Annotated in this window: 25 protein-coding genes and 1 pseudogene; 4 read left to right on the plus strand and 22 right to left on the minus strand. The window is 61.6% G+C overall.

The genetic code is table 11. The features are described 5' to 3' along the window. Positions 1-3: 3 nt before the first annotated feature. The 12 genes and pseudogenes from ACP148_RS06060 to ACP148_RS06115 form a co-directional block, all read right to left on the minus strand. Positions 4-1,764 carry a relaxase/mobilization nuclease domain-containing protein gene (locus ACP148_RS06060; RefSeq protein WP_421951709.1) on the minus strand — a complete coding sequence of 587 codons (1,761 nt, stop codon included), beginning with the start codon at positions 1,762-1,764 and terminating at the stop codon, positions 4-6. A gap of 250 nt (positions 1,765-2,014) precedes the next feature. Further along, on the minus strand, positions 2,015-2,803 hold the full coding sequence (locus ACP148_RS06065) for a lytic transglycosylase domain-containing protein (protein WP_421951710.1): 789 nt from the start codon (positions 2,801-2,803) through the stop codon (positions 2,015-2,017). A 4-nt stretch (positions 2,804-2,807) separates the two neighbouring features. Next, positions 2,808-3,125 (minus strand): annotated as a pseudogene (locus ACP148_RS06070) (DUF736 domain-containing protein); the annotation flags it as partial. A 62-nt stretch (positions 3,126-3,187) separates the two neighbouring features. Continuing rightward, complete coding sequence (locus ACP148_RS06075; RefSeq protein WP_421951711.1) at positions 3,188-3,733, minus strand: S26 family signal peptidase; 546 nt, start codon at positions 3,731-3,733, stop codon at positions 3,188-3,190. Next, positions 3,730-4,251, minus strand: a complete 522-nt coding sequence (locus tag ACP148_RS06080; RefSeq protein ID WP_421951712.1) for a DUF2840 domain-containing protein — start codon at positions 4,249-4,251, stop codon at positions 3,730-3,732. The genes ACP148_RS06075 and ACP148_RS06080 overlap by 4 nt, the downstream gene beginning before the upstream one ends. Next, positions 4,248-4,493, minus strand: coding sequence for a ribbon-helix-helix protein (locus ACP148_RS06085; RefSeq protein ID WP_421951713.1), 246 nt, complete (start codon positions 4,491-4,493; stop codon positions 4,248-4,250). Before ACP148_RS06085 ends, ACP148_RS06080 begins: the two co-directional genes overlap by 4 nt. Beyond that, on the minus strand, positions 4,490-5,128 hold the full coding sequence (parA, locus tag ACP148_RS06090) for a ParA family partition ATPase (RefSeq protein ID WP_421951714.1): 639 nt from the start codon (positions 5,126-5,128) through the stop codon (positions 4,490-4,492). Before parA ends, ACP148_RS06085 begins: the two co-directional genes overlap by 4 nt. Further along, the gene (locus ACP148_RS06095) at positions 5,125-6,237 is read right to left on the minus strand and encodes a replication initiator protein A (RefSeq protein ID WP_421951715.1); all 1,113 of its coding nucleotides are present in this window, start codon (positions 6,235-6,237) and stop codon (positions 5,125-5,127) included. The genes parA and ACP148_RS06095 overlap by 4 nt, the downstream gene beginning before the upstream one ends. Before the next feature lie 9 nt (positions 6,238-6,246). Beyond that, a complete protein-coding gene (locus tag ACP148_RS06100) occupies positions 6,247-6,522 on the minus strand; it encodes a helix-turn-helix transcriptional regulator (RefSeq protein WP_421951716.1) in 276 nt (91 codons plus the stop codon). A 118-nt stretch (positions 6,523-6,640) separates the two neighbouring features. Then, a complete protein-coding gene (locus tag ACP148_RS06105; RefSeq protein ID WP_421951717.1) occupies positions 6,641-6,940 on the minus strand; it encodes a DUF2285 domain-containing protein in 300 nt (99 codons plus the stop codon). A gap of 166 nt (positions 6,941-7,106) precedes the next feature. Continuing rightward, on the minus strand, positions 7,107-7,403 hold the full coding sequence (locus ACP148_RS06110; protein ID WP_421951718.1) for a transcriptional regulator domain-containing protein: 297 nt from the start codon (positions 7,401-7,403) through the stop codon (positions 7,107-7,109). Positions 7,404-7,523: 120 nt separating this feature from the next. Next, entirely contained in the window at positions 7,524-7,787 is a 264-nt protein-coding gene (locus ACP148_RS06115; RefSeq protein WP_421951719.1) for a DNA -binding domain-containing protein, read from the minus strand. Positions 7,788-8,057: 270 nt separating this feature from the next. On the opposite strand from ACP148_RS06115, the gene ACP148_RS06120 reads away from it, so the two are divergent. Further along, positions 8,058-8,276, plus strand: a complete 219-nt coding sequence (locus ACP148_RS06120) for a helix-turn-helix domain-containing protein (RefSeq protein WP_421951797.1) — start codon at positions 8,058-8,060, stop codon at positions 8,274-8,276. A gap of 68 nt (positions 8,277-8,344) precedes the next feature. Here the strand turns inward: ACP148_RS06120 and ACP148_RS06125 are convergent, their stop codons facing one another. The 10 genes from ACP148_RS06125 to ACP148_RS06170 form a co-directional block, all read right to left on the minus strand. Continuing rightward, positions 8,345-8,665 (minus strand): DUF736 domain-containing protein, encoded by a 321-nt coding sequence (locus tag ACP148_RS06125; protein ID WP_111344254.1) that lies wholly within the window; start codon positions 8,663-8,665, stop codon positions 8,345-8,347. Between the two features lie 579 nt (positions 8,666-9,244). Next, a complete protein-coding gene (locus ACP148_RS06130) occupies positions 9,245-9,679 on the minus strand; it encodes a hypothetical protein (protein ID WP_421951720.1) in 435 nt (144 codons plus the stop codon). A 185-nt stretch (positions 9,680-9,864) separates the two neighbouring features. Then, entirely contained in the window at positions 9,865-11,181 is a 1,317-nt protein-coding gene (locus ACP148_RS06135; protein ID WP_421951721.1) for a phospholipase D-like domain-containing protein, read from the minus strand. Between the two features lie 237 nt (positions 11,182-11,418). Next, entirely contained in the window at positions 11,419-12,339 is a 921-nt protein-coding gene (locus ACP148_RS06140; RefSeq protein WP_421951722.1) for a DUF2493 domain-containing protein, read from the minus strand. A 326-nt stretch (positions 12,340-12,665) separates the two neighbouring features. Continuing rightward, positions 12,666-13,730 (minus strand): DUF7146 domain-containing protein, encoded by a 1,065-nt coding sequence (locus ACP148_RS06145; RefSeq protein WP_421951723.1) that lies wholly within the window; start codon positions 13,728-13,730, stop codon positions 12,666-12,668. 66 nt (positions 13,731-13,796) lie between these two features. Continuing rightward, a complete protein-coding gene (locus tag ACP148_RS06150; RefSeq protein WP_421951724.1) occupies positions 13,797-15,914 on the minus strand; it encodes a ParB/RepB/Spo0J family partition protein in 2,118 nt (705 codons plus the stop codon). 129 nt (positions 15,915-16,043) lie between these two features. Next, positions 16,044-16,418 carry a DUF2958 domain-containing protein gene (locus tag ACP148_RS06155; protein WP_421951725.1) on the minus strand — a complete coding sequence of 125 codons (375 nt, stop codon included), beginning with the start codon at positions 16,416-16,418 and terminating at the stop codon, positions 16,044-16,046. Then, on the minus strand, positions 16,415-17,374 hold the full coding sequence (locus tag ACP148_RS06160; RefSeq protein ID WP_421951726.1) for an ArdC family protein: 960 nt from the start codon (positions 17,372-17,374) through the stop codon (positions 16,415-16,417). The genes ACP148_RS06155 and ACP148_RS06160 overlap by 4 nt, the downstream gene beginning before the upstream one ends. Before the next feature lie 202 nt (positions 17,375-17,576). After that, a complete protein-coding gene (locus tag ACP148_RS06165) occupies positions 17,577-20,333 on the minus strand; it encodes a UvrD-helicase domain-containing protein (RefSeq protein WP_421951727.1) in 2,757 nt (918 codons plus the stop codon). 379 nt (positions 20,334-20,712) lie between these two features. After that, the gene (locus ACP148_RS06170; protein WP_421951728.1) at positions 20,713-20,991 is read right to left on the minus strand and encodes a hypothetical protein; all 279 of its coding nucleotides are present in this window, start codon (positions 20,989-20,991) and stop codon (positions 20,713-20,715) included. A gap of 374 nt (positions 20,992-21,365) precedes the next feature. Between ACP148_RS06170 and ACP148_RS06175 the strand changes: the two genes are divergently transcribed. The 3 genes from ACP148_RS06175 to ACP148_RS06185 are packed head-to-tail and all read left to right on the plus strand — an operon-like array spanning position 21,366 to position 23,103. Next, positions 21,366-21,668, plus strand: coding sequence for a DUF1778 domain-containing protein (locus ACP148_RS06175; protein WP_421951729.1), 303 nt, complete (start codon positions 21,366-21,368; stop codon positions 21,666-21,668). A 3-nt stretch (positions 21,669-21,671) separates the two neighbouring features. Next, positions 21,672-22,181 (plus strand): GNAT family N-acetyltransferase, encoded by a 510-nt coding sequence (locus tag ACP148_RS06180; RefSeq protein WP_421951730.1) that lies wholly within the window; start codon positions 21,672-21,674, stop codon positions 22,179-22,181. A gap of 25 nt (positions 22,182-22,206) precedes the next feature. Next, the gene (locus ACP148_RS06185; RefSeq protein ID WP_421951731.1) at positions 22,207-23,103 is read left to right on the plus strand and encodes a 3'-5' exonuclease; all 897 of its coding nucleotides are present in this window, start codon (positions 22,207-22,209) and stop codon (positions 23,101-23,103) included. Positions 23,104-23,127 lie beyond the last annotated feature (24 nt).

Here is a 23,127-nt window from a genome sequence, read left to right on the forward strand (position 1 = left end):
AAGTCAAATTTCCAATCCGCGCTTTCGCCCAAAGCTCCAATCGACCCCGCCATTACCGCGCAATAGTCCGGACACCTGTTGACCCAGTTTCTTCTCCAACGACGGCGACCAGGGAACGAGCTGGAAGCCCAGCCCTTTGTCGATCATGGCAAAGCGGCCCGAAGACAGTATCAGTCGATGGCGATAAGTGCCGGCAACATGTTCGCCGGCCGTTGCTTTCACATGGGACAGTCCTGTTTCACCCGTGAGCTTTGCGGCCGCGGCGTCCAACTCACGTCGGCGCAGCGTGTTGAGCAGATCGCGCTGCAGAATGATGCGCTGGCCTTGCCGGCGCGCAAGGCCTTCGTCGGCGAGGTGCTCGGTACGCGCTTTCATGGCACTGCGGACCTCGCCACCGAACCCGCCCACGGAGAGCGGCATGGGGTTTCGCTCTACCAATCGGTGATCGAGCCAGCTGGCGCCCGGAGCAACGATCTGCGCGTTTAGATCGAAATCTGAACGGAGAGCCAGGACAAGGGCAGGGCGCTGTTCACCCGCCCTACCGAACCGTCGCACCTCTACGATACCGCCGGGGGCAGGGGCGTGCTCGAAAGCCTCGATGCTCCGGAAGCGGACATGGTGGGCGCGACCGTCGGTGCCATCGATCACGGCATAGGCCTCGCCGCTCAACTCGTCATGTAGGCCACGACCGACGAGCCGGCCGATGATCGGTGAACCCTCTTCTCCGGTCTCGATCGCGAAGTCATTAATGCCACGATCCTGGCCACGTTCGATAAAGGCGCGGTGCATCGTCTTAATGACGTCGCCCCGCATGCCGAGATCGCGCAGCCTGGGTTCTGCTTCGAGCCCGACCATCCATTCGGCCGGGCCGGCTGGGGTGGCGAGCCCCATCCTCTCGAGATGTTTGAGGCGACCGATCATCAGTCTGCGGGGTTCGCTGTTGCTCATGTCACCGGCAACCGGGCGGAGATCGATATGCCCGGTGTCGTCGGCGGCGAAACGGATCTCGCGGTCGAGGCTTGTCCAGCGTTCGGCCGTGATCTCCTTTTCGAGGGTCGCGCGGATTACGTGTTCCGGCTTCGGGCCGAGTTCCAGCGACACCAGTTCCTCACCGCGCGATCGCAAGCCACGGCTGATATAGTCGCGTGAAATCACAAGGTCGGTGCCGGTCTTGTCCGCACCGCGCACCAGCAGATGGACATGCGGATTGTCGGTGTTCCAGTGATCGACGGCGACCCAGTCCAGCCTGGTGCCGAGATCGGCTTCCATCTGTCGCGCGAGATTGCGGGTGAAGGCCTTCAGGTCCTGCATGTCGGCGGCGTCCTCGGGTGAGATGATGAAGCGGAAATGATGCCGGTCGTCCTCGCAGCGCTCGGCGAAGGCACGATCATCGGCGCGGTCGTTGTTTGCATCGAACATGATGCCGCGTTCGCCATCGCGGGTGACACCCTCGCGCTTGAGATAGGTGACATGGGCGGTGAGTGGCGCTGAACGAAAGGCGCGGCCCTTGTGACGGACAACGCGGGCCTTGACGATGACGCGCCTGGATGGGCTGAATAGACGGGCGCGGGCGAAGTGTGTGCGGCCCCGACCGAAGCTCGATCGGCCGTAGCCGGACCCACGGCCACCAGCTACGGACCCCGAGACATGCCCGGACTTCTTGGCCGCGCGGATCACCTGGTTGATGAAGCTCTTCTGGCGCGGAACCCGCTTGTCTCGAATGCGGCCAGGTCGAATACGGAAGTCGCGATTGCCGCCGCTCATCGCGCCGCTTCCTCTTCCCGGGATCTGACCGCGGTGCCGCAATCAGCGTTGAAATCACACGACATTTCATTGGCAGCGGCACGCGGCCCGACCGACCGGCACGCCGGAACCCATGTCATTTCAATGACTTGTGGTTCGAGCGGCGTGCCCCTTTTATCTCGCCGTCCTTCGGTCGTGCCCTTCCGCCCAGCACGCATTTCCGCTTTTACTTTTCGGAAGCACGCCAGGCTTCTCCATGATGCACTCATCATCATTGGCGCTCATTCGCTTGCGATGGCGTGACGAACAGCCCGCTATCTTGTGGTGCGAGATGCTCGTCCGCCTCCTCGGTCCGTGTCTCTGTCGCAGGCGCTGGCTTTACTGAAGTTCGTGACGGGACAGCAGTGGCGCCGCCGTTCGCCTGCGCGACGAAGAGCGGCGACTCTGTCCAGTCGCTGCGGTTGATCTGCACGGGGACCGCCGCGAGGGATGCGGCGGAGGCGTCGAGATAGGGCGCAAGAACCGCAACGTAGTTGCGCGTCTCGGCAGGCAGGGGACGCCCGTCGACGAGGTATTCGTCGTAACGGCAGGGTCCGGCATTGTAGGCGGCGAGGAATCCAAGTGACCCGTACTTGTCATGGAGCTCGCGCAGGTAGGCCGTGCCCGCGAGGATGTTGTCTCGCGGATCGTAGGGATCGCCACCGAGGCCATATCTGGCGCTGAGTTCGATCCAGGTATCGGGCATGATCTGCATCAGGCCCATCGCACCCGCCGACGAAACCGCGCGCACAATCCCGTCACTCTCGGCCGCCAGTACCGCGCTGATCCAGTGCTCGGGAAGCCCGAACCGGTGCGACGCCTTTGCAATATGGGCGGCAAAGGGATGGGCAGCGGACTGTTCGCTTTGAGAAGTATTTTCGGCGCGTGCATGTGCCGGAGCGATGGCCGGCAAGCTACCGAGCGACAACAGGCCGGAAAGGAGAAGGAGGCCTGTTCGGCGAGCAGTGCCAAGCCTGCCTGCGGTGTTACGGGGTTTGGTCTGTTTGCGCAGTTGGGACATGGGCTCAGTCCTTGTCGCCGCGCTTCGGAGGACGGTTCCACTGCAGAGTCCAGGTGTCGGTCTCGGCGTCGAGCTGGAACAGATTGGCGCGGATCGGGTGGTCGAATACCGGATCGTCGAGTTGCAGGGAGAGGTAGTTTCCCGCCTTCTCGCTGGTGCGCTTCCAGGCGGCCCCGACCTCGGGGCCGGAGTCGTCACCACGGTGAACGCGGTAGTCCGGCGCGTTTTCGGCGTCGGAGCTTTCGGCCGGTACCAGGGTCAATTCGCGGTCGAGTGTCAGCGTATGGATGTGTCCGGTGTAGCCGGACTTTGTGCGGGAGAACTATCGATCTGTGTCATGGGATGGGTCCTTTCGTTGTGGTTGGAGATTGTCGGGACGGGCGGTCAACGGATCGGCGCACGCCACTCGAACTGGCCAATTCTTTCCTCGTCGGTGAGGAGCGGGATGGCGCGGCCGATGATCGCGCTTTGCGGCAGCGGCCCGAAATACCGACCGTCGAGACTGTCAGGGTGCTGCCAATTGAGGAGAAACACCGCGCCGTCGGCGATCCGCTGGCAGCCCTGCCAGACGGGCAAGGCGCGGCGGAACTGGTCCGTCTCATGAGCCTCCGCCATGTCGATCCCGTCGACGGTCACTGTGCGGCCGTGCCGGCAGACGCGCTGTCCGGGGAGCGCGATGATTCGCTTGAGGAGCGGCACGCCTGCGGGCAGAAATCCGCGCTGGTCGAGCATGCGGGCAAGGGGTTCCGGCGGCGCGACGACGACGAGGTCCGGAACCACGAAAAGGTCGTCCGGCTGGACGAGATAGAGACCCACCGGCGCGCTGGCGGAGGCGTTCCAGATGAACCTCGGCATGATCGGAACGAACGACAAGGCGCTGATCACGACGGCGCTGATGGAGGTGATCAGGACGTAACCGAACCGCGTCATGGTTCCGCCCTTTGCCGCAGCCGCCAGGCATGGTGCTGCGCGCGGGTGTAGTCGCGCGGTTGGTGCCCGGCGGTCAGGCGATTGTGGAGGTGGCGCCAATAGTCCGGCGCAACGTCGGCCGGCTCGATGTCGAGTGCCTCGATGGCGTCGATCGCCTGCAGCACACGCTCGACCTTCGGCCAGCCAATGATCTTGAGCAGGATGTCGCCGCCGGGGCGCACGAAGGGCAGTGTCTGGTAGGGTTTTCCTGTGGCGACGGCGCGGACGATATCGACGCGCGAAATGATGGTGCCGTAGTCGTTGGCGGCCCAACGGACGAATGCGAAGATGCTGCCCGGTGCGAAACCCACGATGCGCCGCTTGCGGTCGAGGATTTGCTCTTCGGCGATGCGACCAAAGCGGATCCAGTGTTCGATCCGTTTCTCGATCCAAGTGAGCTCGACGCGGGTCAGATCATCGGCGGGTGGCCTTTTTTGTGTGATGTGGCCGCACATGCGCGGCACAGAATTACCGGTCATGGCTGGCCTCCTTCGGGTTCGGGGAATTCGCAGGCGAGCAGATCGCGCAACATGTCGGCGACAGTGACGCCGCGTTCGAAGGCCGCGATCTTGATGCGCCCGCGCAGTTCGGGCGTGATGTCGATGGTCAGCCGCGCGGTGTAGTCGGGGCGTTTCGCCTCGGCACTGCTGGCCGATTTAACCCAATCCTCGGGATCGCGCGGGCGCGCCGCGAAACTGTGTTTGGCGGGGCGGTCCGTCATCGGGCGAGTCTCCCGATCTCGGTGACGAGGGTGGTGATCTCGCGTGCGGCCAGGCTGTCGCGATCTATCTCGAAGGCGAGCCGGCCGAGCTGCGCTGCCATGGCGAAGACGACACGCTGGCCGACGGACGCGCGCAGTACAGGTGGATCCTGGTCCGCGAGCGCCTCGGAGGTCTCGCGGGCGATGATGGTGCGCGCGGCGGAGCGGTTAAGGACGAAGCGCACGATGAGCTGCGGCCGGAATATCCGCGCTTCCTCGATCAGCCGCAGGATCTCGGCGGAGGCCCAGCCGTCAAATGGGGACGGTTGCACTGGAATGAGGATGATATCGGCGGCGAGCAGCGCCGCGCGCATCAGTCCGGCGACGCGGGGCGGTCCGTCGATGACGAGGTGATCGACAGTGCTCGCCAGTTCCGGCGCCTCGCGATGCAGCGTGTCACGTGCAAGGCCGATGATGTCGAAGAGCCGCGGCAGGCCCTCGCGGGCGCGCTGCTCGGACCAGTCGAGTGCCGAGCCCTGCGGGTCGGCGTCGATAAGGGTGACGCGATCGCCGCGCCGTGCCCATTCGCCTGCGAGGTGCAGGGCGAGGGTGGTCTTGCCGACGCCGCCCTTCTGATTGAGGAGCGCCACGATCATGACGCGCCTCCCGGTTTTCCCTTCTTGGGCGCATGGGAGGAGGGGGGCGGAGCGTCGCCTGGATCGCGGTTTTCCCCAGAGTGCCCGCCTCTTAAGAAGTTAGATTCTGTGTTAGACTCTAAGTTAAGGGCGCGATTTTCGGTTTCCTGGCGGGCACTTAACCCCGGTTTGGGTTCCCGATAGCACGAGGATGCGGTTCCCGATGGCACGATAGTTGGGGTTCCCGATAGCACGACGGCGTCCACAGCTTGTCCACAGGCTACGGGTTCGAAGGCGAGCAGGGTGCGACGCGCTTCGAGCTCAAGGAAAAGCCGGTAGCCGGGAAGTGCCTGGCGCTTGACGATGGCGCGCAGTTCGAAGGCGAAGCGTTTGAACGGCGAGAGGCTGCCGGACTTGAGATAGAGGTGGCGGAAATCGAAGCGCCAGCCGCCAGCCTGTTTGCCGCCGTGTTTACGCACGATCCGGTAGAGCCAGCGGTCGAGACCGCCGGTGAGCCCGAAATACGCCCGGTCGATGGTGAGGACGAGAGCGTCATCAAGCACGGCCCTGTAGAACCAGTCCGGCACGATGAGTTCGATGCCCTCTGGATTGCCGCGCGCGTCACTGCGTTCCGTCCATTCATTGATCCAGGAGAAGCGGTGCATGCGCCGCGCCGTTCTGTCAGCAGCACCGGACTGCGCCCGTGGATTGCGTGGCGGCTGACGTAGCGTCGTCGCCACCGTGGTCGATTGCAGGCGGTCGAGGGCGGTCTTGAGACGTTGGTAATCGCGCGCGCCGGTGCTCCGGCCTATGAAGGTGAGGATCTGGTAGGGCGTTGCCGCCATCAGGCGCGAGGTGCGGAAACCGTTGTCGCGCGCCTCGACGATCTGGCTCGCCGCCCAGATCAGGATGTCGGCGTCCCAGATGGTGGCCATGCCGTGTTCGGGCACGGCCTCCACGCGGATCGCCACCGCGCCGGACCGGAAGTTGATCGGCGTCGTTCTTGGGGATTTCGACAGGCTGAAGAAGGGATAGGCCATGAGGTCCTGCGCGTCGCGGGGCGCGAGATCGCGGGGGAGGGCCCGAAACAGCTCGAGCTGTGCTCTCTCCGATGTGCGAATGCGCGCCATGGTGAGAGATCAGCGGCGGTTCGATCCGGCGGGCGCGCCGCCGTGAGGCTTGGCCGGGAGCACCGTGCCGGTGCCGGGATCCGAGGTGGAGGTCTTTGCGCCGCGATTGGCCCAGGCCTGCAAATCCTCGACCGAATAGACGACACGGCCGCCGAGCTTGCGGTAGTTGGGGCCAGTCCCGTAGGTGCGGTGTTTTTCGAGGGTCCGGCCGGACAGGCCGAGGAAGCGGGCGGCCTCGGGGGTTCTGAGATAGCGCGGCGGCAAGCCGGTGGGCGTTGCGGACATGATCGTGCCTCCGTGATCCTTCCAGGGGCCGCCGGATATCGACGGCCTGCGGGGAGCACGGTGGTGGAGAAGGCGGGGCGAGAGGGAGTGCGAAGACGCGGCGGCGCTTTCGCACCCCTCAGGTCATCGGATGGCGACGGAACAGCAGATGGCGATAGGCGCCGTCGACGAGCTTGGTGCCTTCGCGGAAGCGGCGCATGACGGTGTCGCGCTCCGGCATGGTCTTCCATGCGGTGGCGCTGACGTGATCGGCGCCGAGAACCACCTCGGCGATTTCCTGGTATGTGGCCCCGGATCGGCGGCCATCGACGATCCGAAGCATCTGGCGGAGATTGCGTCTGCGGTAAGGGCTCACGCGCATGTCGGGCGCTGGTCGTCGTCGGTGAAGCGCCGACGCGAACCGCCGGATCGCATCCATGCGATCCTCGACAAAATGATCGAGGAGGATCGTTGCCGCTACCGGTCCTGTTGGCTGATGGTCGCCGAGGCACAGGGCCGGGAAGCGTTGATTGGCGATTTCGATGTGGAGATAGTGCCCTTCGGGCGCAAGGTGCGTGTGCGCGTCTGGCAGGGTGAGAACAGGGCTATCGGTTGCAAAGTCCCGCGAGGGTGATGTCAGAAGCAGCGTTCCAGGGTCGAAGTGGGGTGCAAAGAAGATATCCGTGTCTGTGCCGGGACGTATCGGGGAAACCGGGAAATCGCAACCCCCAAAGCTTGGTCAGCGTATCGCTGGCGGTTTCACGCTTGTGTTTGGGAACGCGCTCGAAGTCGTCGCGGTATTTTCGATTTCGGCGCAGGAACTCCCAGGCGAGACCCGTCGGATCGAGCCGGTCGACATAGTCGTGGGCCTTACCATGTCGCCAGTCCGCGTCCTCCGCCATGGAACGCCTCCAACAAATGCTGACAGGTCTACTCGGAAGTCAAAGATCACGTTCCGATTGCATTCGCGGTAGACTTTGTTCGGGCAAGGGGTGATGCCGATGCTGCATCGCGGGCTCGCGTTAATGCGAATTCCCGCTCAAGAGATGGCGATAGCCGTGTTCCGTCATCCAGCGCGCCCGGGCGAGATGGGTTGAATGGATCTTCAAGGCGTGGTCCCGGTCCTGCCGCGGATCGATGCCGAAAATGATCTCGACGGCTTCCTCCCAGTTGGCACCTTCAGCGTCGGCGTCGAGAAGCCGGAGATATGTCTTGAAATTCGCGCGATCGTAATCAGTGATCCGGTCCTCCGCCGGCGGTTCGTCGAGGTAATCCGGGTTGGCCATCCGCTCTCCCATTGCCGCGGGTAATGAGGTCCCGCTTATCTCGTTGACGCAATCTGACCACATCCGCATGCCGTCCGGCAATCGCGTCAAAGAAAGGGCGGCTAGATTTTTAGGCCGAGTCGAGGGTGGAGATGCCCAGAGGCGCGGCACTTGCATGTGCGGTGTGACTATCCTGCGCTGGTGTCATCGAAGTAGCATGTCCTCTCGGCGCCTCCATTTACATACTATAGTTGATAAACTTATAGTGTGTAAATCGTGATCTTCCTGCGCATGGATATGCGCAAACTGGTCGGCCGGAACTTTGCCCGCCTGCGTCGGGCCAGGGGCCTGACCCAGGAAGAGGTCGAGGCGCGTTCTGGTTTCAGCCAACAGTACCTCAGCAGTCTCGAACGCGGTCGGAGAAATCCGACAGTGATCACGCTTTACGAACTTGCCCAAGCGATTGGCGTCAACCACGTGGAATTGATCGAACCCGACGATCAGGTGTGATCGGCGAACAGGATCCGGACGAAAAAAGGAGTCCCGCCCGGATTTGCCGGGCGGGACCTCGCCAGATGTCACTCGCCATTGCGGCGGGTGGGACGGGACCAGATGAGGCTGTAACCGCCGTCCTCGTCGTCGAAGAGGTTGGCGTAGATCGGGGCGGTGAAGCTCGGATCGTCGAGCTTGAGGCCGAGATAGTCGCGGCCCTCGTTGGACTGCTTGGACCAGGCGGCGCCGATTTCGGCGCGGCCGACCAGGACACGGTGGCTGGGAGCATTCTCGCTGGTCTGGTTGGTTTCCGGAACGATGCGGACGTTCTTAGCCTGCACGTTGAGAGTGACGATTTCGCCGGTGTATTCGTTGCCGGACTTCTTGAAGGTGCCGATGGTCGCCATGGTCGTTCTCCTTGATCACTGGTTTCGAGCCCGCACCATGCGGCCTCGATGGCGATCGGAGGGGCCGGAGGCGATCGACGGCGCATCGCCTGCGACCGCAGTGTGAACGGAGGATGGCGAGCCGGCGGATTTCTTGCTGCGCGAGGAATGGCGGCGCAGCCGGCAGGGGAAGAAACTTGACGGGCGTCATTGCGCCATAGGCGATCGAGGCGCAGCCGGTCTTCGGCCAGATCAGCCCATTGAAGAGGCGGTTTGGAACGGTCGGCTCACAGGGGTTGTTCAGGGAGAGTTTGGCAACACCGCGCGCTCAAGCTCCTGTCCGTCGAAGGAACGCAAATTTGTCAGCTATCCAGCAGGCCACCCTGCATCGTATTCGGCGCCATCAGACGCGAACCCGCAGCCACTCCCCGTGCATCTCCGGCTACGCTGATCGGGACAGCTCGCGCCATGCCGTCGGCGGCGCCGGCTCTCGACTGAAATCGTCGACCCGTCCCGTACCGCGCGTCCACATTGCTCAGCCTTCGATATGGACGCGGCACAAGACCTCAGCCCCTGTCCCGGCTTCGCCTGCAAGTGCGTTCAGATGCTGGCGGGGGTCTGCGCGGCAGGTCCGGGCGAGGCCATTGAAGTCACGCGCACGAATGCCGTGATACCGACCGCCACCGCGCCGATCACGGAGAAGACGGTCTGCCATGTTTCCGATGGCATCAGATGTTTGACGATCCCGTGGGTGACGTGGAAGCCCGCGATGGCGGCAGGCGCAACGAAGGCGAGCGCGACGGTAAGCTTCAGCCACATGCGGGCGAACAAGATGAGGAACTGCGCAAGGCCGAACACAAGGCTCGCGCCGACAAGTCCGACAAGGACGCTGCCCGGCAGGCCTGCGCCGGTCTGATACGCCCACATTCCGGCCGCCACGCCGCCGAGCGCGGGCAAGGCATAGGCGGCAAGTGTGAACATCAGCCAGCAGAGGGTCGCAATTGCGGTGATGGATCCGAGAATAGCAATCATCATGGTGGCGTCTCCGTAAGATTTTGGACTCTGACGGTCGCGCCTCCACCACCACCATGGCGCAACAGTTATGTATCACGGGCACCGCAGAGCTGCGAGCCAGATGGCCAGCTTTGAGCCCACTTTGTCGAATGCTGCGCAGAGCACGAGCGGCAGCAATGCTCAGGAAGCAGCCACATAGATTTTCGCTACTCACCAGCGACCAAGTGCTCCACATCAAACCCTAACAAGCGGATGCCTCGAATGGAGCGATTATTGAACGGAGGACGTTTGGCGTCTCCCCAGCCGAGCAATTCCATGACACACGCTTCACCGAAGCCGTTGAGCTTATAGTTGCCATATACGCAGTCATAGGCACGCTCAATCGCATCGCCGGAGCCTGCCAGGAGATAGCGAACGGTTCGCACTACGGTTTCGAGCGTGTTTTTCTTCTGGAAGTCGGTGCGCAGCCGTTCGAGGCCGGACAGGTTCTCCCCGATATCGTTGGAAACAAAGCGTAAGCGTTCGAGAAAGGCGTGACAGCCCGTGAGGTGTCGGAACAGTTCGTCGAAATTCAGTTGGAACAACTCGTTCGGATCACAGAGGTAAGTCCGGATGTTCGCGATGTTCTCGATCTCTGCCGATGCGTGATACATATCGCCTTTCACGGTATCGTCTGTGGACTGCCAGACCTGCACATATTCGGCAATCCGCGCGGCCCGGTTCTTCGGGTCGTTGAGCAACGATGTCTCGCGCCAACCATCGCCGCTGCCTTGTGTTAGACGCAGCCATCCGAGGAACCTTCCCATTTCGATCTGGGGATCCTGACCGGCATATTCTGGCCGCCCAAAGCCGTGCTGTTGGGCGACATTGAGGATTTCATCGTGTGCAGGCACCAGAATTTCATCATATTTTCTGCGAAACCCTTGGATAAAGGCGCGCTCCTTCAATTTCTTTTCGCTGCCAACGACGATGCTCCTGGGGGCCGCAGGCTTTACGAATTTGTGGATGAATTTCTCGAAGGCGTCCTCATCCTGCGGCTTCTCTTTGGATTTGAACGCCTTTTCATATTCGCGAAGCACTTCTTCGTTCAAAACGTCTGCGTCGTTCCACAACTCGTCAAATAGGCCGGGCAACGCATAGAAGGCCTCATCGCGATCCTGCTTTAATAGGACAGAAAGTTCCCGATTTGCTTTCAAGCCGCTATCAGTGAGGTTCGCGGACCCAACGAGCGCGATATCGTCGATGATATAGAGCTTCGTGTGAAACTTGGCATCTGTGAAATAGCGGGTCTTGACCCGGGGATTCTCAAGGGCCTGCCGTAGCGCCTCTGGCGTTGTGATCGGAGAAAACCGGACGATCAGCCGGACATCACATCCTTTGTCGGTCAGAGCCTTGATGGGGTCATTTGTCGTGAAGAACGGCGCAGCCAGCAGCCCCGATCTAGGGTGCGGTCCTGCGTTCATAAAGAAATTGATGGTGAAACCCGTTGCGCCCGTGTTTGCGTATAATTCCGAAAGCGCCATTGCAGAACCTATCTCCGTAAATGTGAAATGTTGCTGCTAAACTACTGAACTACCCTAGGCCGCGGAACGGTTTTCTAGAGCGCCGCACGACAGCACCTCATTGATCGATCGGCATTTTTCGGCTGCTCTGGAACCTTCGCCGAGCCGGGCGTCAAGGTCAGCACAGGGCGGCCTGCCGTCATTGCTTGCTGTGGCGCGAACGGCAATTCCGTCCGCCCAGCCGCCATTTGCGACGGTTCATTCGAACCGCCACACCGGGATACCAAGCTTCCTGGCCTTGTCGGCAAGGTTCTCCTGAATGCCTGTGCCGGGGAAGACCATGACCCCGATCGGCAGGACATCGAGCATCTGGTCGTTGCGTTTGAAGGGCGCGGCGCGGCCGTGCCTGTTCCAGTCGGGTGCGAAGCCGATCTGAGTGACGTTGCGGTGATCGGCCCAGCTGGCGGCGATCTTCTCGGCGCCCTTCGGCGATTTCCCGTGCATCAGCACCATGTCGGGGTGCTTGGCATGCACTTGGTCGAGCTTGGCCCAGATCAGCTTGTGATCGTTGTAGTCGGCTCCGCCGGAAACGGCGACCTTCGGTCCTGCCGGTATGAGTACTTCGCGGTTGGCGCGTTTGCGCTCGGCGATAAAATCGCGGCTGTCGATCATCGCCGATGTCAGGGCTCGACGGTTCATCAGTGATCCATTGCGCGGTGACCAGGGCGAACCGGTGGTGCGCAGATAGTGCTCGGCGGCGCTGTCGCGAAAGACCTCCAGGCTGTCGCGGCGTTCGATGAGACCTTGCCCGATCTCGATGAGGCGTTCGAGCTCGACCGCCTTGATTTCGGAACCGTCCTGCTCGCGCTGCCCGCGCTTTTGGGCCTGTTCGTTGTCGTCGAGCTTGCGTTCGAGCCGCTCAGCGGCGCGGTGGAACATGTTGACCGTCGACCACAGGAGATCGTCGAGTTCGCCATCGAGGGCCGTGTCGGCCATGGTGGCGATCAGGGCGTCGAAGATGTCGGAGACTGCACCGGCGATGAGGTTGTCCTCCGGGACGAGGCGTGGGTCAGGACTGTGGCCGTCGTGACGGTAGCCATGGAGTTCCAGTTCGTTCAGCGCGTGCTCGGTCGGCGAGGACTCGTGATGGGGTTCGAAGGTGTCGTCGTCGAGGGTCATCGGGTGGCTCCCTTTGTCGGTCGGCCGCGCCCGCCGCGGCCTTCATGGCGCCGAAAGACGGCAGGCAGACCGGGCCTGCACCTGGGAGCGGAAGCGGACGGGCCGGCGCGGCAGCGGAGGATGGCGAAGGCCGGCGATTTTGGTTCGCGATGGAAAGGCCCGTAGGGCCGCCGGAAAATCGTTGGCCGCAGCCATTGCCGGACCGGGCCGCCTGCCGTCCGGTCGCCCTCTCAGGAAGGCCGGGGCGCGGCCCTCTCCGACATCCACATGGAGCCGTTGATACAGGCCGTGACGTCGCCGCCGCATTCCCCACACCATCCTCCCGTTCAAGCCGTGGTGACGGGCTCCAGGAAACGCGCGACATCCTGCGGCACGAGTTGGACCCGAATCGAGGCCCGGAAGGCGTCGAGTCCCCGCAACCGCAGATCCTCGTTGAGATCGCCCAGCATCGGCGAAAGCGGCAGCGCTTCGATGCCGAGCGCATCGGCTCGTTCGACGAGCGAATCCCTTGCAGCGTCGCCTGCTGGATCGTCATCACGGACGATATAGAGCCGGCGCAGTGTGTCCGGGAACAGGATGGCGGCGAGATGGGCGGCTGAGAGCGCGGCCGCCATTGCCATCGAGGGCAGGACGCATCGCAGCGACAGCATGGTCTCGATGCCTTCGCCTGCGACCATGACTTCGCCTGCAATGCCGAACCGGACGGCATGCCCTAGCAGTTCGCCCATCGCCCGTCGCGGCGTCTCGATCGGAGCCTTGCCGAGCGTCGCCTCGCTGAAGCCTTGCGGATCGAGCCAAGTGCGATGGGCCCCGGTCTGGTGTCCATCGAGATCGGTGACCGAGGCAATGAGGGCCGGCCAGGTCTCCGTCGCGCTATGCTCGTCGGGCCGGTAGTAGCAGCGCGGATGGAATCGCAGTGATCCGGTTCCGTGCAAAGCCGTAATGCCGCGACTACGGAAATACGATTCCGCGATCGTACCCGCGATCGGCCGTGCCATCGAGAAAAGGCGTTTGGCCGCGTGTGGCGAACCCGTCGGTGCGGGTGCTTTTCGGCCGTTATGGCGTGCTGGCTCCGGTTCGGGGTGTGGCAGAGTCAGGAACCGCCGGGCTTCATTGGCCATGTCCCTGAAAGCCACCAGACCGCAGCTCTCACGGATGACGTCGAGGAGATCACCGTGTTCACCCGTTGCCGCGTCGGTCCATTTGCCCGCTGCACCCTTGCCGGATTCGGGTCCCTTGAGGCGCACGAACATTGAGCGACCCGGCTTGTTGCGCACGTCGCCCACGATCCAGTATCGGCCGGATTTGTGCCCGCCCGACAGATATTCGCGGCACACGGCTTCCGCGTCGCGGGCAAGCCGCGCCGCGAGATCGCTTGCTGATTCTGCCATATCGCGCCTCCCTCAAAGAAAAAGGCCCGCGTCGCCGCGGGCCAGTTTGCCGGTTCGGATACCGCTCTATTCGGCGGCCACCACGTGAGATGTCGCTTCGGCATCGTCATTGTCGTCCGGGACGTCTTCGATGCCCATGGCCGTCTCACCGTCTTCGGCAGCCGTTTCCGCGACGACCGCTTCCGGTTCGGCCGGATCGCCGGCGGTTTCGTGACCGATCTGCTCCGCTTCGCCCGGCGTGCGCAGCGGCTCCGGCAACCAGCCGGTGTCGGAGAGCAGGGTCTCGGCCTCGGTCGCCATGTCGCCCTTCTTGAGATGGGCGATGCGATCGGCGGCGCGTTCGCCCTTCGCCACGGCGACGACCTGCAGAATACGTGCCTTGGTGACACGGCCAAAGAAGGTGTCGACGGTCGGACGCCATCCCGCCGCGGCCATGTCGAGGCCGATCGCTTGCGCCAGCACGTCGGCATGGGCGAGGGCTCGCGGGCGCCGGTTCCAGGATTCGGAAACGGCATTGACCGAAAGGCTGACGACATGGGCGAAGAGATTGGCCCGGTCTTCGTCGCTCCATTGAAGAAGTGCGTCCCAGAGTTCATCGGACGCTTTCGGCAAGCGCTTGGACCAGGCCTCGTGCCGGGCGTTGGCGGCTTCGGCCACCGCGCTGTCGTTCAGGCCCGGCGTCTGGCTGCTGAATCCGACGCTTTTCAGGTCGAGTTCGAGGCAACTGTCCGAGCCATAGTGGTAGAAGACCGTCAGCGTCAGGGCGTGCAGTGCCGCGACGAAGGCGATGTCCGGCCGTTCGGCGAGCGCATTGCGTATGCCGAGCGTGCGATGGGCGGTGAGTTCCGCCATCAGCCGGTCGGAGATCGGCGACAAGCCTTCTTCCTCATCGGGCTCGGATGGTTCCTCCGTGCCGTTGGAGGTTTCGCCGTCGTTGCCTTCGACGTCTGGTTTCGCGGCACTACCGTCGTCAGTGTCTCCGCTATCGGTGTCCGGTTCGGACACGATCTCGTCCTCGGGACGGACGAAACCACGCTCAACGCGCAGGCTGCCGTCATGCGCGATGCTGACAAAGGCGCCAGCCCGGATGATCTCGTCCGGATCGAAGGTGACAGGGCGATCCTCGAAGGCCTCGAGCGCCGTCTCGATCTCGCCGAGACGCGCGTCGACGTCGTCGGGCAACTCGTCAGCCTCGGCATATTGCTCCTCAAGCTGATCGTACTCGACCTTCAATGCATCGCGAGCGGCTTCCTCCTCCGGCGTGAGCGGGATTTCCTCGCCCCGCAATTGGCGGAGGCCGAAGGTATGGCCGTAGGGGAAGTCGGGAGCGGCATCCGTCCACTTCCAACCCTCGGCAACAATGGCCCCCGCCTCACGCCTGAGCTTTTCGGTCACCATGTCCTCGATGAGTGAAACGTCCTGCAGCCAGCCGCCATCGTCCGACTGGAACAGGTCGCGCAGCACGGTGCCGCCGGCCTCGACATAGGCGTCGATACCGATGAACTGCGCGCGCTTGTCGGAAGCTCGGACCGCGCCTTCGGTCAACATGCGCCGGATGGCGTAGGGCTGCTTGTCATGGGACTGCTGCAAGCGCTCGAACACCTGCTCCTGGCGCTCGTGGTCACCCGACACAGTGAACGCCATCAACTGGTCGAGCGACATGCCGTCCTCGGCATAGATGTCGAGCAGCTTCGGCGAGACCGAGGCGAGTTTGAGCCTCTGTTTGACGACATTGACCGAGACGAAGAAGGTCGCTGCGATCTCCTCCTCGGACTGGCCCTTCTCTTTCAGCGTCAGGAAGGCGCGAAACTGGTCGAGCGGATGCAGAGGCGCCCGCTGGACGTTCTCGGCGAGTGAATCCTCCTCGGCGATACCGTCCTCGCGCACGACGCACGGAACGGGTGCGGTTTTGGCGAGCCGCTTCTTCTTCACGAGAAGCTCGAGCGCCCGATAACGGCGGCCACCGGCCGGGATCTCGAACATGCCGGCCTCATCTCCGGCCTCGTCGGTGACGGGCCGAACGCTGAGGCCCTGCAGGAGGCCGCGCCGGGAAATATCCTCGGCGAGTTCCTCTATCGAGACGCCAGCCTTGACGCGCCGGACGTTCGACTGGCTGAGCACGAGCTTGTTGAAGGGGATGTCGCGCGACGACGACAGGGTGATCTTCTTAGGCGCATTTGCCATGATGATTTACTCCGCGACGGGCGCCGAGAGCCTCTCTCTCGACTTCCGACCCGTCACGGAAAAGGGCGCAGCCCTCTCACTCTCAATATGTCGACAAATCGGACCGCCGAGCCGGGAAGCGGCTCCTCATCAACGGTCCCGCAGCGTCGCCTCGGCGACATGGAGCAGGCGTTCGCTTTCGACGATGCTCCCGGCCTGCCGGGCCGCCTCCGCATAGACAGAAATCGGCAATGTGGCCTGAAACAAGATGTCGCGTTCGATCCCGAGACCGAAAGGATGGCGAACTGAGGTGAGTTCGGCCAGGCTGCAGGAGCCGAGTTTCGGGCAACCGAAACCGAGATCGGCAAGGCCGAACAGCGTGTCGCCGTCCGCCTCCATCTCGGTGATGAGCCAGGTGGCCGCACCGACCGGATTGAAGAATTTCACCACGGGCACATGGTCGATATCCAGCTGCCACCCATTGGCGAGCAGCCGGTTGCGCAAATCGTCGGTCAACGGGATCATGCCACCCTCTTGTCGCAAGAGCTCACCACAGAGCTGGACTCCGCGGTGTCCGGCGCGAAGGCCAGAAGCCAGTCGGCGGCCTTGCCCGCCTGGCTGGCAGCGCGGACGATGGCGCGATTGTCCTCGCGCAGCACTTCGAGCCAGGAGGCGATGTAATCGGCGTGCCGGACGGTCGGCGCGATGCCGAGCGAGGCGCAGCAGAACGCGGCGTTGATCTCGGCAATGAGCTCTTCGAAGGCGTATTTCTTCGTGCCGAACGAGCCCGAGAAATCCCGCCCCAGACGCGAGGCATGGCCTGTCGCGTGACCCATCTCGTGCAGAGCTGTGCGATGCCAATTGATGGGCTCGAAATACGCCTGCGGCGGCGGCACCTGCACATAGTCATGGGCAGGCACGTAGAAGGCTCGGTTGCCGCCAATGCGAAAGTCGATGCCGGTCGCGGCGATCAGTGCCTCGACGCGCGGTTCGATCATACCTGTCGGCACCGGCGGCGCGGCGGTCGCCACATTCTCGGGCAGGTTCTCGCACTGATCGGTGTTGAAGACGGTGAAGCGCTTCAGAAACGGGATCGCCTGGGCGTCTTGGCCGGTCTCGCGCGCACGGCGCTTCTCGTCCTCCGGCACGAAGCGGTCGGCATAGACGACGGTGGTGCCGCGCTCGCCCTTGCGGACATTGCCGCCCATCGACAGCGCCTGGCGGAAGGTCAGCCAGCTCTGGCCGGAAAAGCCGCGCTCGATGACGGCGCCCCAGAGCAGTAGCACGTTGATCCCCGAATAGGTTCGGCCGGTCGAGGCGTTCTGCGGAAGGCCGAGCGGCGCCTTCGCTGCCGCCGTGCCCCATGGCTGGACCCAGGGCACCCGGCCGGCCTCCAACTCGGCGATGATCTTGTCGGTGATCTCGGAATAGAGATTGGTCCGGTCGCGCCTGGCGCCGGACCTGCGGTTCATTCTGGACATCGCGGTTCTCCGCGACGGGCGCCAAGGGCCTCTCCCTCGGCTTCCAACCCGTCACGGCAAACCGGTCCGCACTCTCACTCTCAAAGGGGGCGTTGCGGGGGATTCCCCCGCTCGAAGGGGTCGGCCGAGACTACAGGCTCGGCCGCAGGGGAAGGCTTTCCCCTCCATCATTCCCAAGCTTCTCAGGTGCTTGCGATCACGTTCAGCCGCGCGGCTTGGCCTTCCCCTGAGGTCGGGAGTTCTCAGTGTATCTGCACGTTGGAAACTGGTTGCATCCTCGAAACCACGAACCGGCCCTGTTACGCTTTTGGACCACCCGGCCCACTTTGCAGTCCGGGCATTGGTTTTCCACCGGCGAACCGTCAATGGTTTCGAAGGCGACGTCATCCCCGGCGATCTGGCAAAGCTCGCGGATATAGCGGGACGATTGGCGATGATGAGTGAGCAGATAGACCCCTCTACTTGCGCGTGTTAGCGCGACATAGAACAGCCGCCGTTCCTCGGCATAGTCGAAGGCCTCGGGGCGGGGAATGACGAGGTTGAGCAACTCATCGTCCTCGATCTGGCTGGGCACGCCATAGTCACCTTCACTGACATCAAGAAGAACTGTGTAATCGGCTTCTAGACCCTTGGCCCGGTGAAAGGACATGCCCGCGACCTCGATGTTTTCGAAATTCGGTGGCTTGCCAGCAAAGGGATCAAGTCGGTTGTAGCGCCAAAGAGCAAGCACCTTGAGCTTGGTGCCGGGCTCGGTCCGCCATTGCTCGGCAATGTTTCCCAGAGCTGTATCGAGCCTTTCGAGCACGGCGTGGCATGCCTGGGTGTAGTCGGGCTTGGTGTCGTTGTCGCCAACTGGTATGACGCGAATGGAGCGCGGAATCGCGGCCCGGTTCGAGCGCACCGATTTTTGGAGCTGGGCGGGGTTGCGCTGCACGAAGCTCGCTGCCGTTTCGGCGATTAATTGATTGCAGCGATAGGTTTGCTCGAGCCGTCCGGTCCAGCATTGACCGAAGTGGTCCTGAAACTGGGTGAAAAGGCTAATGTCAGATCCGGCAAAACGGTAGATCGACTGCCAATCGTCCCCGACTGCGAACACTTTGCACGAAGGCCGTTGCTGTCTGAGAGCCCTGATAAGGTTGGCCCGCGGTTCGGAGATATCCTGAAACTCGTCGACCAGGATCAGCGAGTAGGGGCTTTGATATTGGCCGGTCTCGATCATTTTGATGGCGTCGGCGATCATTGAGTCAAAGTCGATCTCTTTGGCTTCATCCAGTCTTCTGGAATAATCCTGTGAGATCGCCCACAGAACGCGCGTAAAAACCTTGGCGCGCGCCTTGTCGTGCAGCGACTTGGCTTGCTCAAGCAGCATCTCGAGCGTGAGGTGTCGCGCCCGAATATGCTTGATGCACGTGGAAATGATCTTGTGATAGTGCTCGATTACCACCGGTTCGAGCGCTTTTTTGATCTCGGCATAGTCTCGGCGCTTGAAACTGTAGCCTCTGTCAGCCAGCTCCGTTTTCAAAACTTCGATAAGCGTGGCGTCGTTGGCCTGTGCCGAGGTGGTTTCAAAAAAATCGAGCTCGTTTTGACGATAAGATTGCCGCTTGGCTTCGGCATGCAGCGCATAGCCTTCAAAAGGCGAGGTGCCATCGGCGTTGAGCGCAAAATGCTCGTGGATGATGCCAGTCTGGGGATAGTAGAAATCGGGATGCAGAAAACGGGGCTCACCGGCTTCGTCTTCAACGCCGACTTGTTTTTCGTATTCGAATTCGACCGAATGGAGCCACAGCCAATTGGCGATCTTTTGTTCCTGTAATGATTTCACGTAGACGTCGGCGAGAGAACCGATCGTTATGTTGCCGTCGCGGCGCTTGGCCGAAATGTAGCGCTCATAGTCGGCGTCCCTGTCGAAATATTGGGGTGGGATATCGGCCTTTGGATGCACAACCAAGAGTTCACTCCAAAGGGCGGCGAATTCTGGTTCACTCTCAAAAAGGGTCTTGATAATATCGTCGAGCACCCTTGCTTCCCCAGCGGGGTGGCCAACCCAATTGGCAAGCTGCGGCGGCTGCCCCCTAACATCTTGTATGATGCCCCGACCCAGTGCGTGAAAGGTCGTAACCCGGCATTCAAGGGCGTCTTCCTCAACCCCCAATTGCCTTGCAATTCTGGTTTTGAGTTCATCCGCGGCGCTCTTGTTGAAGGCCAGCAACAAAATTTCATCCGGTCGGTACAGCTTTTTCTCCAGCACATAGGCCAGTTTGCCCACCATGGTTGCGGATTTGCCCGATCCGGCTGAAGCGACCAGCAGGTTGTTATCTTCAAGGCGGATGCACGCCTCGCGTTGCTGTAGCGAGAGCGAACGCCCGTCGAGATCATCGAAGAAATCCCGGAAGGCAACATGCTCTGAGGCAACGAAAGCTTCGTTATGATCATGCCGCAGGCCGGGATTTATCAGCATTCCCAACCAATGGGGAAGGGCAGTTCGGAAGGCATCCGGCATGAGCTCTGCATCGAACAAGGGATGCCGGACCGCCGTCGCAATACTCGGCGGCAAATGAGCCATGGTGTGGTTAAGGTCTGATTGGGCGAGATACTGGTCTTGGCGCAATCGTGCATCGGCACTGCGAAGCGCCACCCGTTCTTGTTCAAGCAAAGCGAAGAGATAAGAGTTAACAAAAGTATAGAGGTCTGCCGCGATTTGCTCGGCCGCCGATGCTGACAGGCCCGACAGCTTATAGGTTCGACCATAGGCGCTGAATTCGACCGCGTGCCATATCCAACCCTTTGAAGTCGAAATCGAGGAGATATCGAGGCAAGGCAATTCGGTGGGGACATCCGCATGAAAGACGCGCACACAGGCATTGCGTTCCAGGTTGAGCACCAGATTCCATCGAAAGGCTCGAAAAAAACCGGCAATCAGGCCGGCGCGGTAGACGTGCTCGGAAGTCGACACCATTGAACTCAAATCCACATCTTTTCGCCGAAATGAAGTCTCCAGATCAGACTATGGAAACTACGTTTAAGACTAGCAAATCGTCGCGGTTCGCCGCCGCGGTGTCCCAGTGTTGGACCCAGGGCAGCCACCCTTCCTCCAACTCGGCGATAATCCCCGGTGATGTCGTCGTAAAGGTTCGTGCGCAAGTCGCCCTTGTGGGCTACGCGATGGTGTCTGGTCATCGGGATGATCTCCGCGACGGGCGCCTATCTTCCGGCCCTCAGCCCGTTACGGAAAACCCGCCGCACTCTCAAGGGGAGCTGCGGGGTCTCCCTGCAGAAGGGGGTGCGCCGGCAACGCAGTGCCGGCCAGGGGGAAGGCTTTCCCCCTCCAACTCCCGTCAGGGACGCCGGTATTTCTGCATTTCCTCGTCGGCGATAGTCTGCACGACCTTCATGTTCATCTCAGCAACGGGTGAGAGACGTGCGACCTCGGAAGCCACTTTTGCCCAATGCCAAAACCCGGACCTGTCCCCTTGGGCGCGGCTACGCGCGGCAAGACGCTGCGCCTCGTAATAGGCTTGGCGCCCATGTTTCTCGATCAACGTGCGCGCGTCCTGCTGCCATCGCTGGCGGATCTGCCGTCGTTTTTCGATCCAGTTGGAGAAGAGGTCGAACATCTAAAGTCACTTTCCGGTGCGGAAATAAACGGACGGGATGGCGATCACAGAGCGTGGGCTATGCCCTTGCTCAGTCGGTTCCTTGAGTACGGGCAGGAAGATGGCGTCGACCCCGACGATCTGCTTTGCGCTTTCCGGGTCCACTCTGCCTGCACAAAGTGAGCGTGAGCAAGGTTCGATGGCGATTGTGCAGCGATCTGTTGCACAGTTTCTGGGTTCCGGGGCGCCGGGGTCTCGGCTGATCGGCCCATGAAATTGGCCTCTCTGCTTCCATGGTCGTCCCGCACGATACCATCGTGTTCGATGAACGGCCTGACATCTTGAATTTTCCGGCCATTGGCCGTACATATGTTCGATAGATAGGAGATCAAAAAATGGCTGAAGCAGTAAAGAGGCCGACGTCCGGCCGCGTCCGAGGAGAGCGCCTCGAGACGCGCGTGACCACTGATCAAAAGCGACTGATCGAACATGCCGCTGCCCTCCAGGGACGTACTGTAACGGATTTCGTTCTGACAAGCCTACAGGACGCGGCGCGGCGTGCCATCGAGGAGCATCAACATCTGGAGCTTTCGGTCCGGGACAGCCAGGCGTTCGTCCAGGCTCTGGTCGAACCGCGGCCGGTCAATGAGCGGCTGACGGACACCGTTCGCCGCTATCGTGAGAGAACAGGCGTCTGACGCGTGGGGGGAGCGGATGACATCCTGCGGGTCGAGATTCTCGGCGCGCGACATGACCGATCGGGGTTCGAAAGCGGTGTAGGGCCGCTTGATCGATACTTTCAGACGCAGGCCGGACAGGACGCCAGAAAGAAGATGGCGGCGCCTTTTGTCCTCGTGCTGAAGGATGGCAGCATCGCCGGATATTATACGCTTTCGTCAACGGCGGTGCGGCTTCCGGAATTGCCGGAAGCCGTGGTCCGCAAGCTCCCGCGCTACCCGCTCATTCCGGCAACCCTTCTGGGTCGGCTGGCCGTCGATCGGCGTCATCAGGGCAAGGGCTATGGCCGTTTTCTTCTGGCCGATGCCCTGTTTCGTGCCGTCAGTAGCGAAATCGCCTCTTTCGCGGTCATAGTCGACGCCAAGGATGAGAATGCGCGGCGCTTCTATGAACGGGAGAGTTTCCTGCCGTTTCCGGATCAGCCGATGAAGCTGTTCCGGCCGATGGCGGATATCGAGGAACTGTTCAAATAACACACCAAGGGGAAGGCAGAGCGATTTGAAGAGCAATGACTTGAAACTCGAAGTCATGGCAAAGGCGATCGAGTCAAGCGGTCAGTACCGTGTTCTGCGTCGACTTCCGTCTAGGTCCATCATCGAACAGCCCGATGGCTCGGAAATGCGCATGGGCCTGTTCTTGGATGTGGAGACGACTGGCCTAGACCCGGCCAAGGACGAGATCATTGAACTCGCTATGGTCCCGTTCACCTATGGCCTTGATGGTCGTATCTTCCAGATTCATGAGGCCTTTCAGCGGTTTCGGCAACCCTCAACACCCATTCCTCCTGCAATCACGGCTCTCACAGGCATTACCAACGAAATGGTTATGGGGCAGGTGATCGATCCTGCGGAGGTTATGGCGTTCGTGAGCGATGCGGCTTTGGTAATTGCTCACAACGCCGCATTTGACCGGCGCTTTGTTGAGCGTCTCTGCGATGTGTTCGTAACTAAACCTTGGGCCTGCTCCATGACCCAGGTCGATTGGGGTAACGAGGGCTATGAAGGAACCAAATTGGCCTATTTGGCCATGGGGGCTGGTTTTTTCTACGACCGCCATCGAGCTGCAAATGATTGCATGGCGGCGATCGAGCTCTTAGCCTCGCGGTTACCCAAGGCCGGTGTCCCAGCTATGCGCCACCTTCTGGAGAGGGCAAGACGTCCGAGTTGGCGTATTTGGGCAGAGAATGCGCCATTTGATCTGAAGGACGCTCTAAAAGCGCGTGGCTATCGATGGAACGGCGATGAGAATCCAAGTCCCCGTGCCTGGTACATCGATGTGGATGACGATGCAAAGGAACAAGAATTAGTTTATCTTCGAACTGAGATCTATCAGCGTGAATTAGAACTTCTGGTGAGAAAGATAACAGCTTACGAAAGATTCTCTGATCGATTATGAAGTGGTCATAAAATTCTGAGGCTA

The sequence above is a fragment of the Pelagibacterium sp. genome (genome assembly GCF_965249125.1).
Classification (GTDB): Bacteria; Pseudomonadota; Alphaproteobacteria; order Rhizobiales; family Devosiaceae; genus Pelagibacterium.

What these genes read in the sequence shown, in the direction of transcription:
- ACP148_RS06135 (WP_421951721.1), bottom strand. Translation starts at nt 11,181, where the DNA reads ATGGCGCTTTCGGAATTATACGCAAACACGGGCGCAACGGGTTTCACC.
- ACP148_RS06175 (WP_421951729.1), top strand. Translation starts at nt 21,366, where the DNA reads ATGGCTGAAGCAGTAAAGAGGCCGACGTCCGGCCGCGTCCGAGGAGAG.
- ACP148_RS06160 (WP_421951726.1), bottom strand. Translation starts at nt 17,374, where the DNA reads ATGTCCAGAATGAACCGCAGGTCCGGCGCCAGGCGCGACCGGACCAAT.
- ACP148_RS06150 (WP_421951724.1), bottom strand. Translation starts at nt 15,914, where the DNA reads ATGGCAAATGCGCCTAAGAAGATCACCCTGTCGTCGTCGCGCGACATC.
- ACP148_RS06115 (WP_421951719.1), bottom strand. Translation starts at nt 7,787, where the DNA reads ATGGCCAACCCGGATTACCTCGACGAACCGCCGGCGGAGGACCGGATC.
- ACP148_RS06170 (WP_421951728.1), bottom strand. Translation starts at nt 20,991, where the DNA reads ATGTTCGACCTCTTCTCCAACTGGATCGAAAAACGACGGCAGATCCGC.
- ACP148_RS06120 (WP_421951797.1), top strand. Translation starts at nt 8,058, where the DNA reads ATGGATATGCGCAAACTGGTCGGCCGGAACTTTGCCCGCCTGCGTCGG.
- ACP148_RS06060 (WP_421951709.1), bottom strand. Translation starts at nt 1,764, where the DNA reads ATGAGCGGCGGCAATCGCGACTTCCGTATTCGACCTGGCCGCATTCGA.
- ACP148_RS06095 (WP_421951715.1), bottom strand. Translation starts at nt 6,237, where the DNA reads ATGGCGCGCATTCGCACATCGGAGAGAGCACAGCTCGAGCTGTTTCGG.
- parA (WP_421951714.1), bottom strand. Translation starts at nt 5,128, where the DNA reads ATGATCGTGGCGCTCCTCAATCAGAAGGGCGGCGTCGGCAAGACCACC.
- ACP148_RS06140 (WP_421951722.1), bottom strand. Translation starts at nt 12,339, where the DNA reads ATGACCCTCGACGACGACACCTTCGAACCCCATCACGAGTCCTCGCCG.
- ACP148_RS06165 (WP_421951727.1), bottom strand. Translation starts at nt 20,333, where the DNA reads ATGGTGTCGACTTCCGAGCACGTCTACCGCGCCGGCCTGATTGCCGGT.
- ACP148_RS06085 (WP_421951713.1), bottom strand. Translation starts at nt 4,493, where the DNA reads ATGACGGACCGCCCCGCCAAACACAGTTTCGCGGCGCGCCCGCGCGAT.
- ACP148_RS06105 (WP_421951717.1), bottom strand. Translation starts at nt 6,940, where the DNA reads ATGGATGCGATCCGGCGGTTCGCGTCGGCGCTTCACCGACGACGACCA.
- ACP148_RS06110 (WP_421951718.1), bottom strand. Translation starts at nt 7,403, where the DNA reads ATGGCGGAGGACGCGGACTGGCGACATGGTAAGGCCCACGACTATGTC.
- ACP148_RS06100 (WP_421951716.1), bottom strand. Translation starts at nt 6,522, where the DNA reads ATGTCCGCAACGCCCACCGGCTTGCCGCCGCGCTATCTCAGAACCCCC.
- ACP148_RS06065 (WP_421951710.1), bottom strand. Translation starts at nt 2,803, where the DNA reads ATGTCCCAACTGCGCAAACAGACCAAACCCCGTAACACCGCAGGCAGG.
- ACP148_RS06080 (WP_421951712.1), bottom strand. Translation starts at nt 4,251, where the DNA reads ATGACCGGTAATTCTGTGCCGCGCATGTGCGGCCACATCACACAAAAA.
- ACP148_RS06145 (WP_421951723.1), bottom strand. Translation starts at nt 13,730, where the DNA reads ATGGCAGAATCAGCAAGCGATCTCGCGGCGCGGCTTGCCCGCGACGCG.
- ACP148_RS06075 (WP_421951711.1), bottom strand. Translation starts at nt 3,733, where the DNA reads ATGACGCGGTTCGGTTACGTCCTGATCACCTCCATCAGCGCCGTCGTG.
- ACP148_RS06155 (WP_421951725.1), bottom strand. Translation starts at nt 16,418, where the DNA reads ATGATCCCGTTGACCGACGATTTGCGCAACCGGCTGCTCGCCAATGGG.
- ACP148_RS06125 (WP_111344254.1), bottom strand. Translation starts at nt 8,665, where the DNA reads ATGGCGACCATCGGCACCTTCAAGAAGTCCGGCAACGAATACACCGGC.
- ACP148_RS06130 (WP_421951720.1), bottom strand. Translation starts at nt 9,679, where the DNA reads ATGATGATTGCTATTCTCGGATCCATCACCGCAATTGCGACCCTCTGC.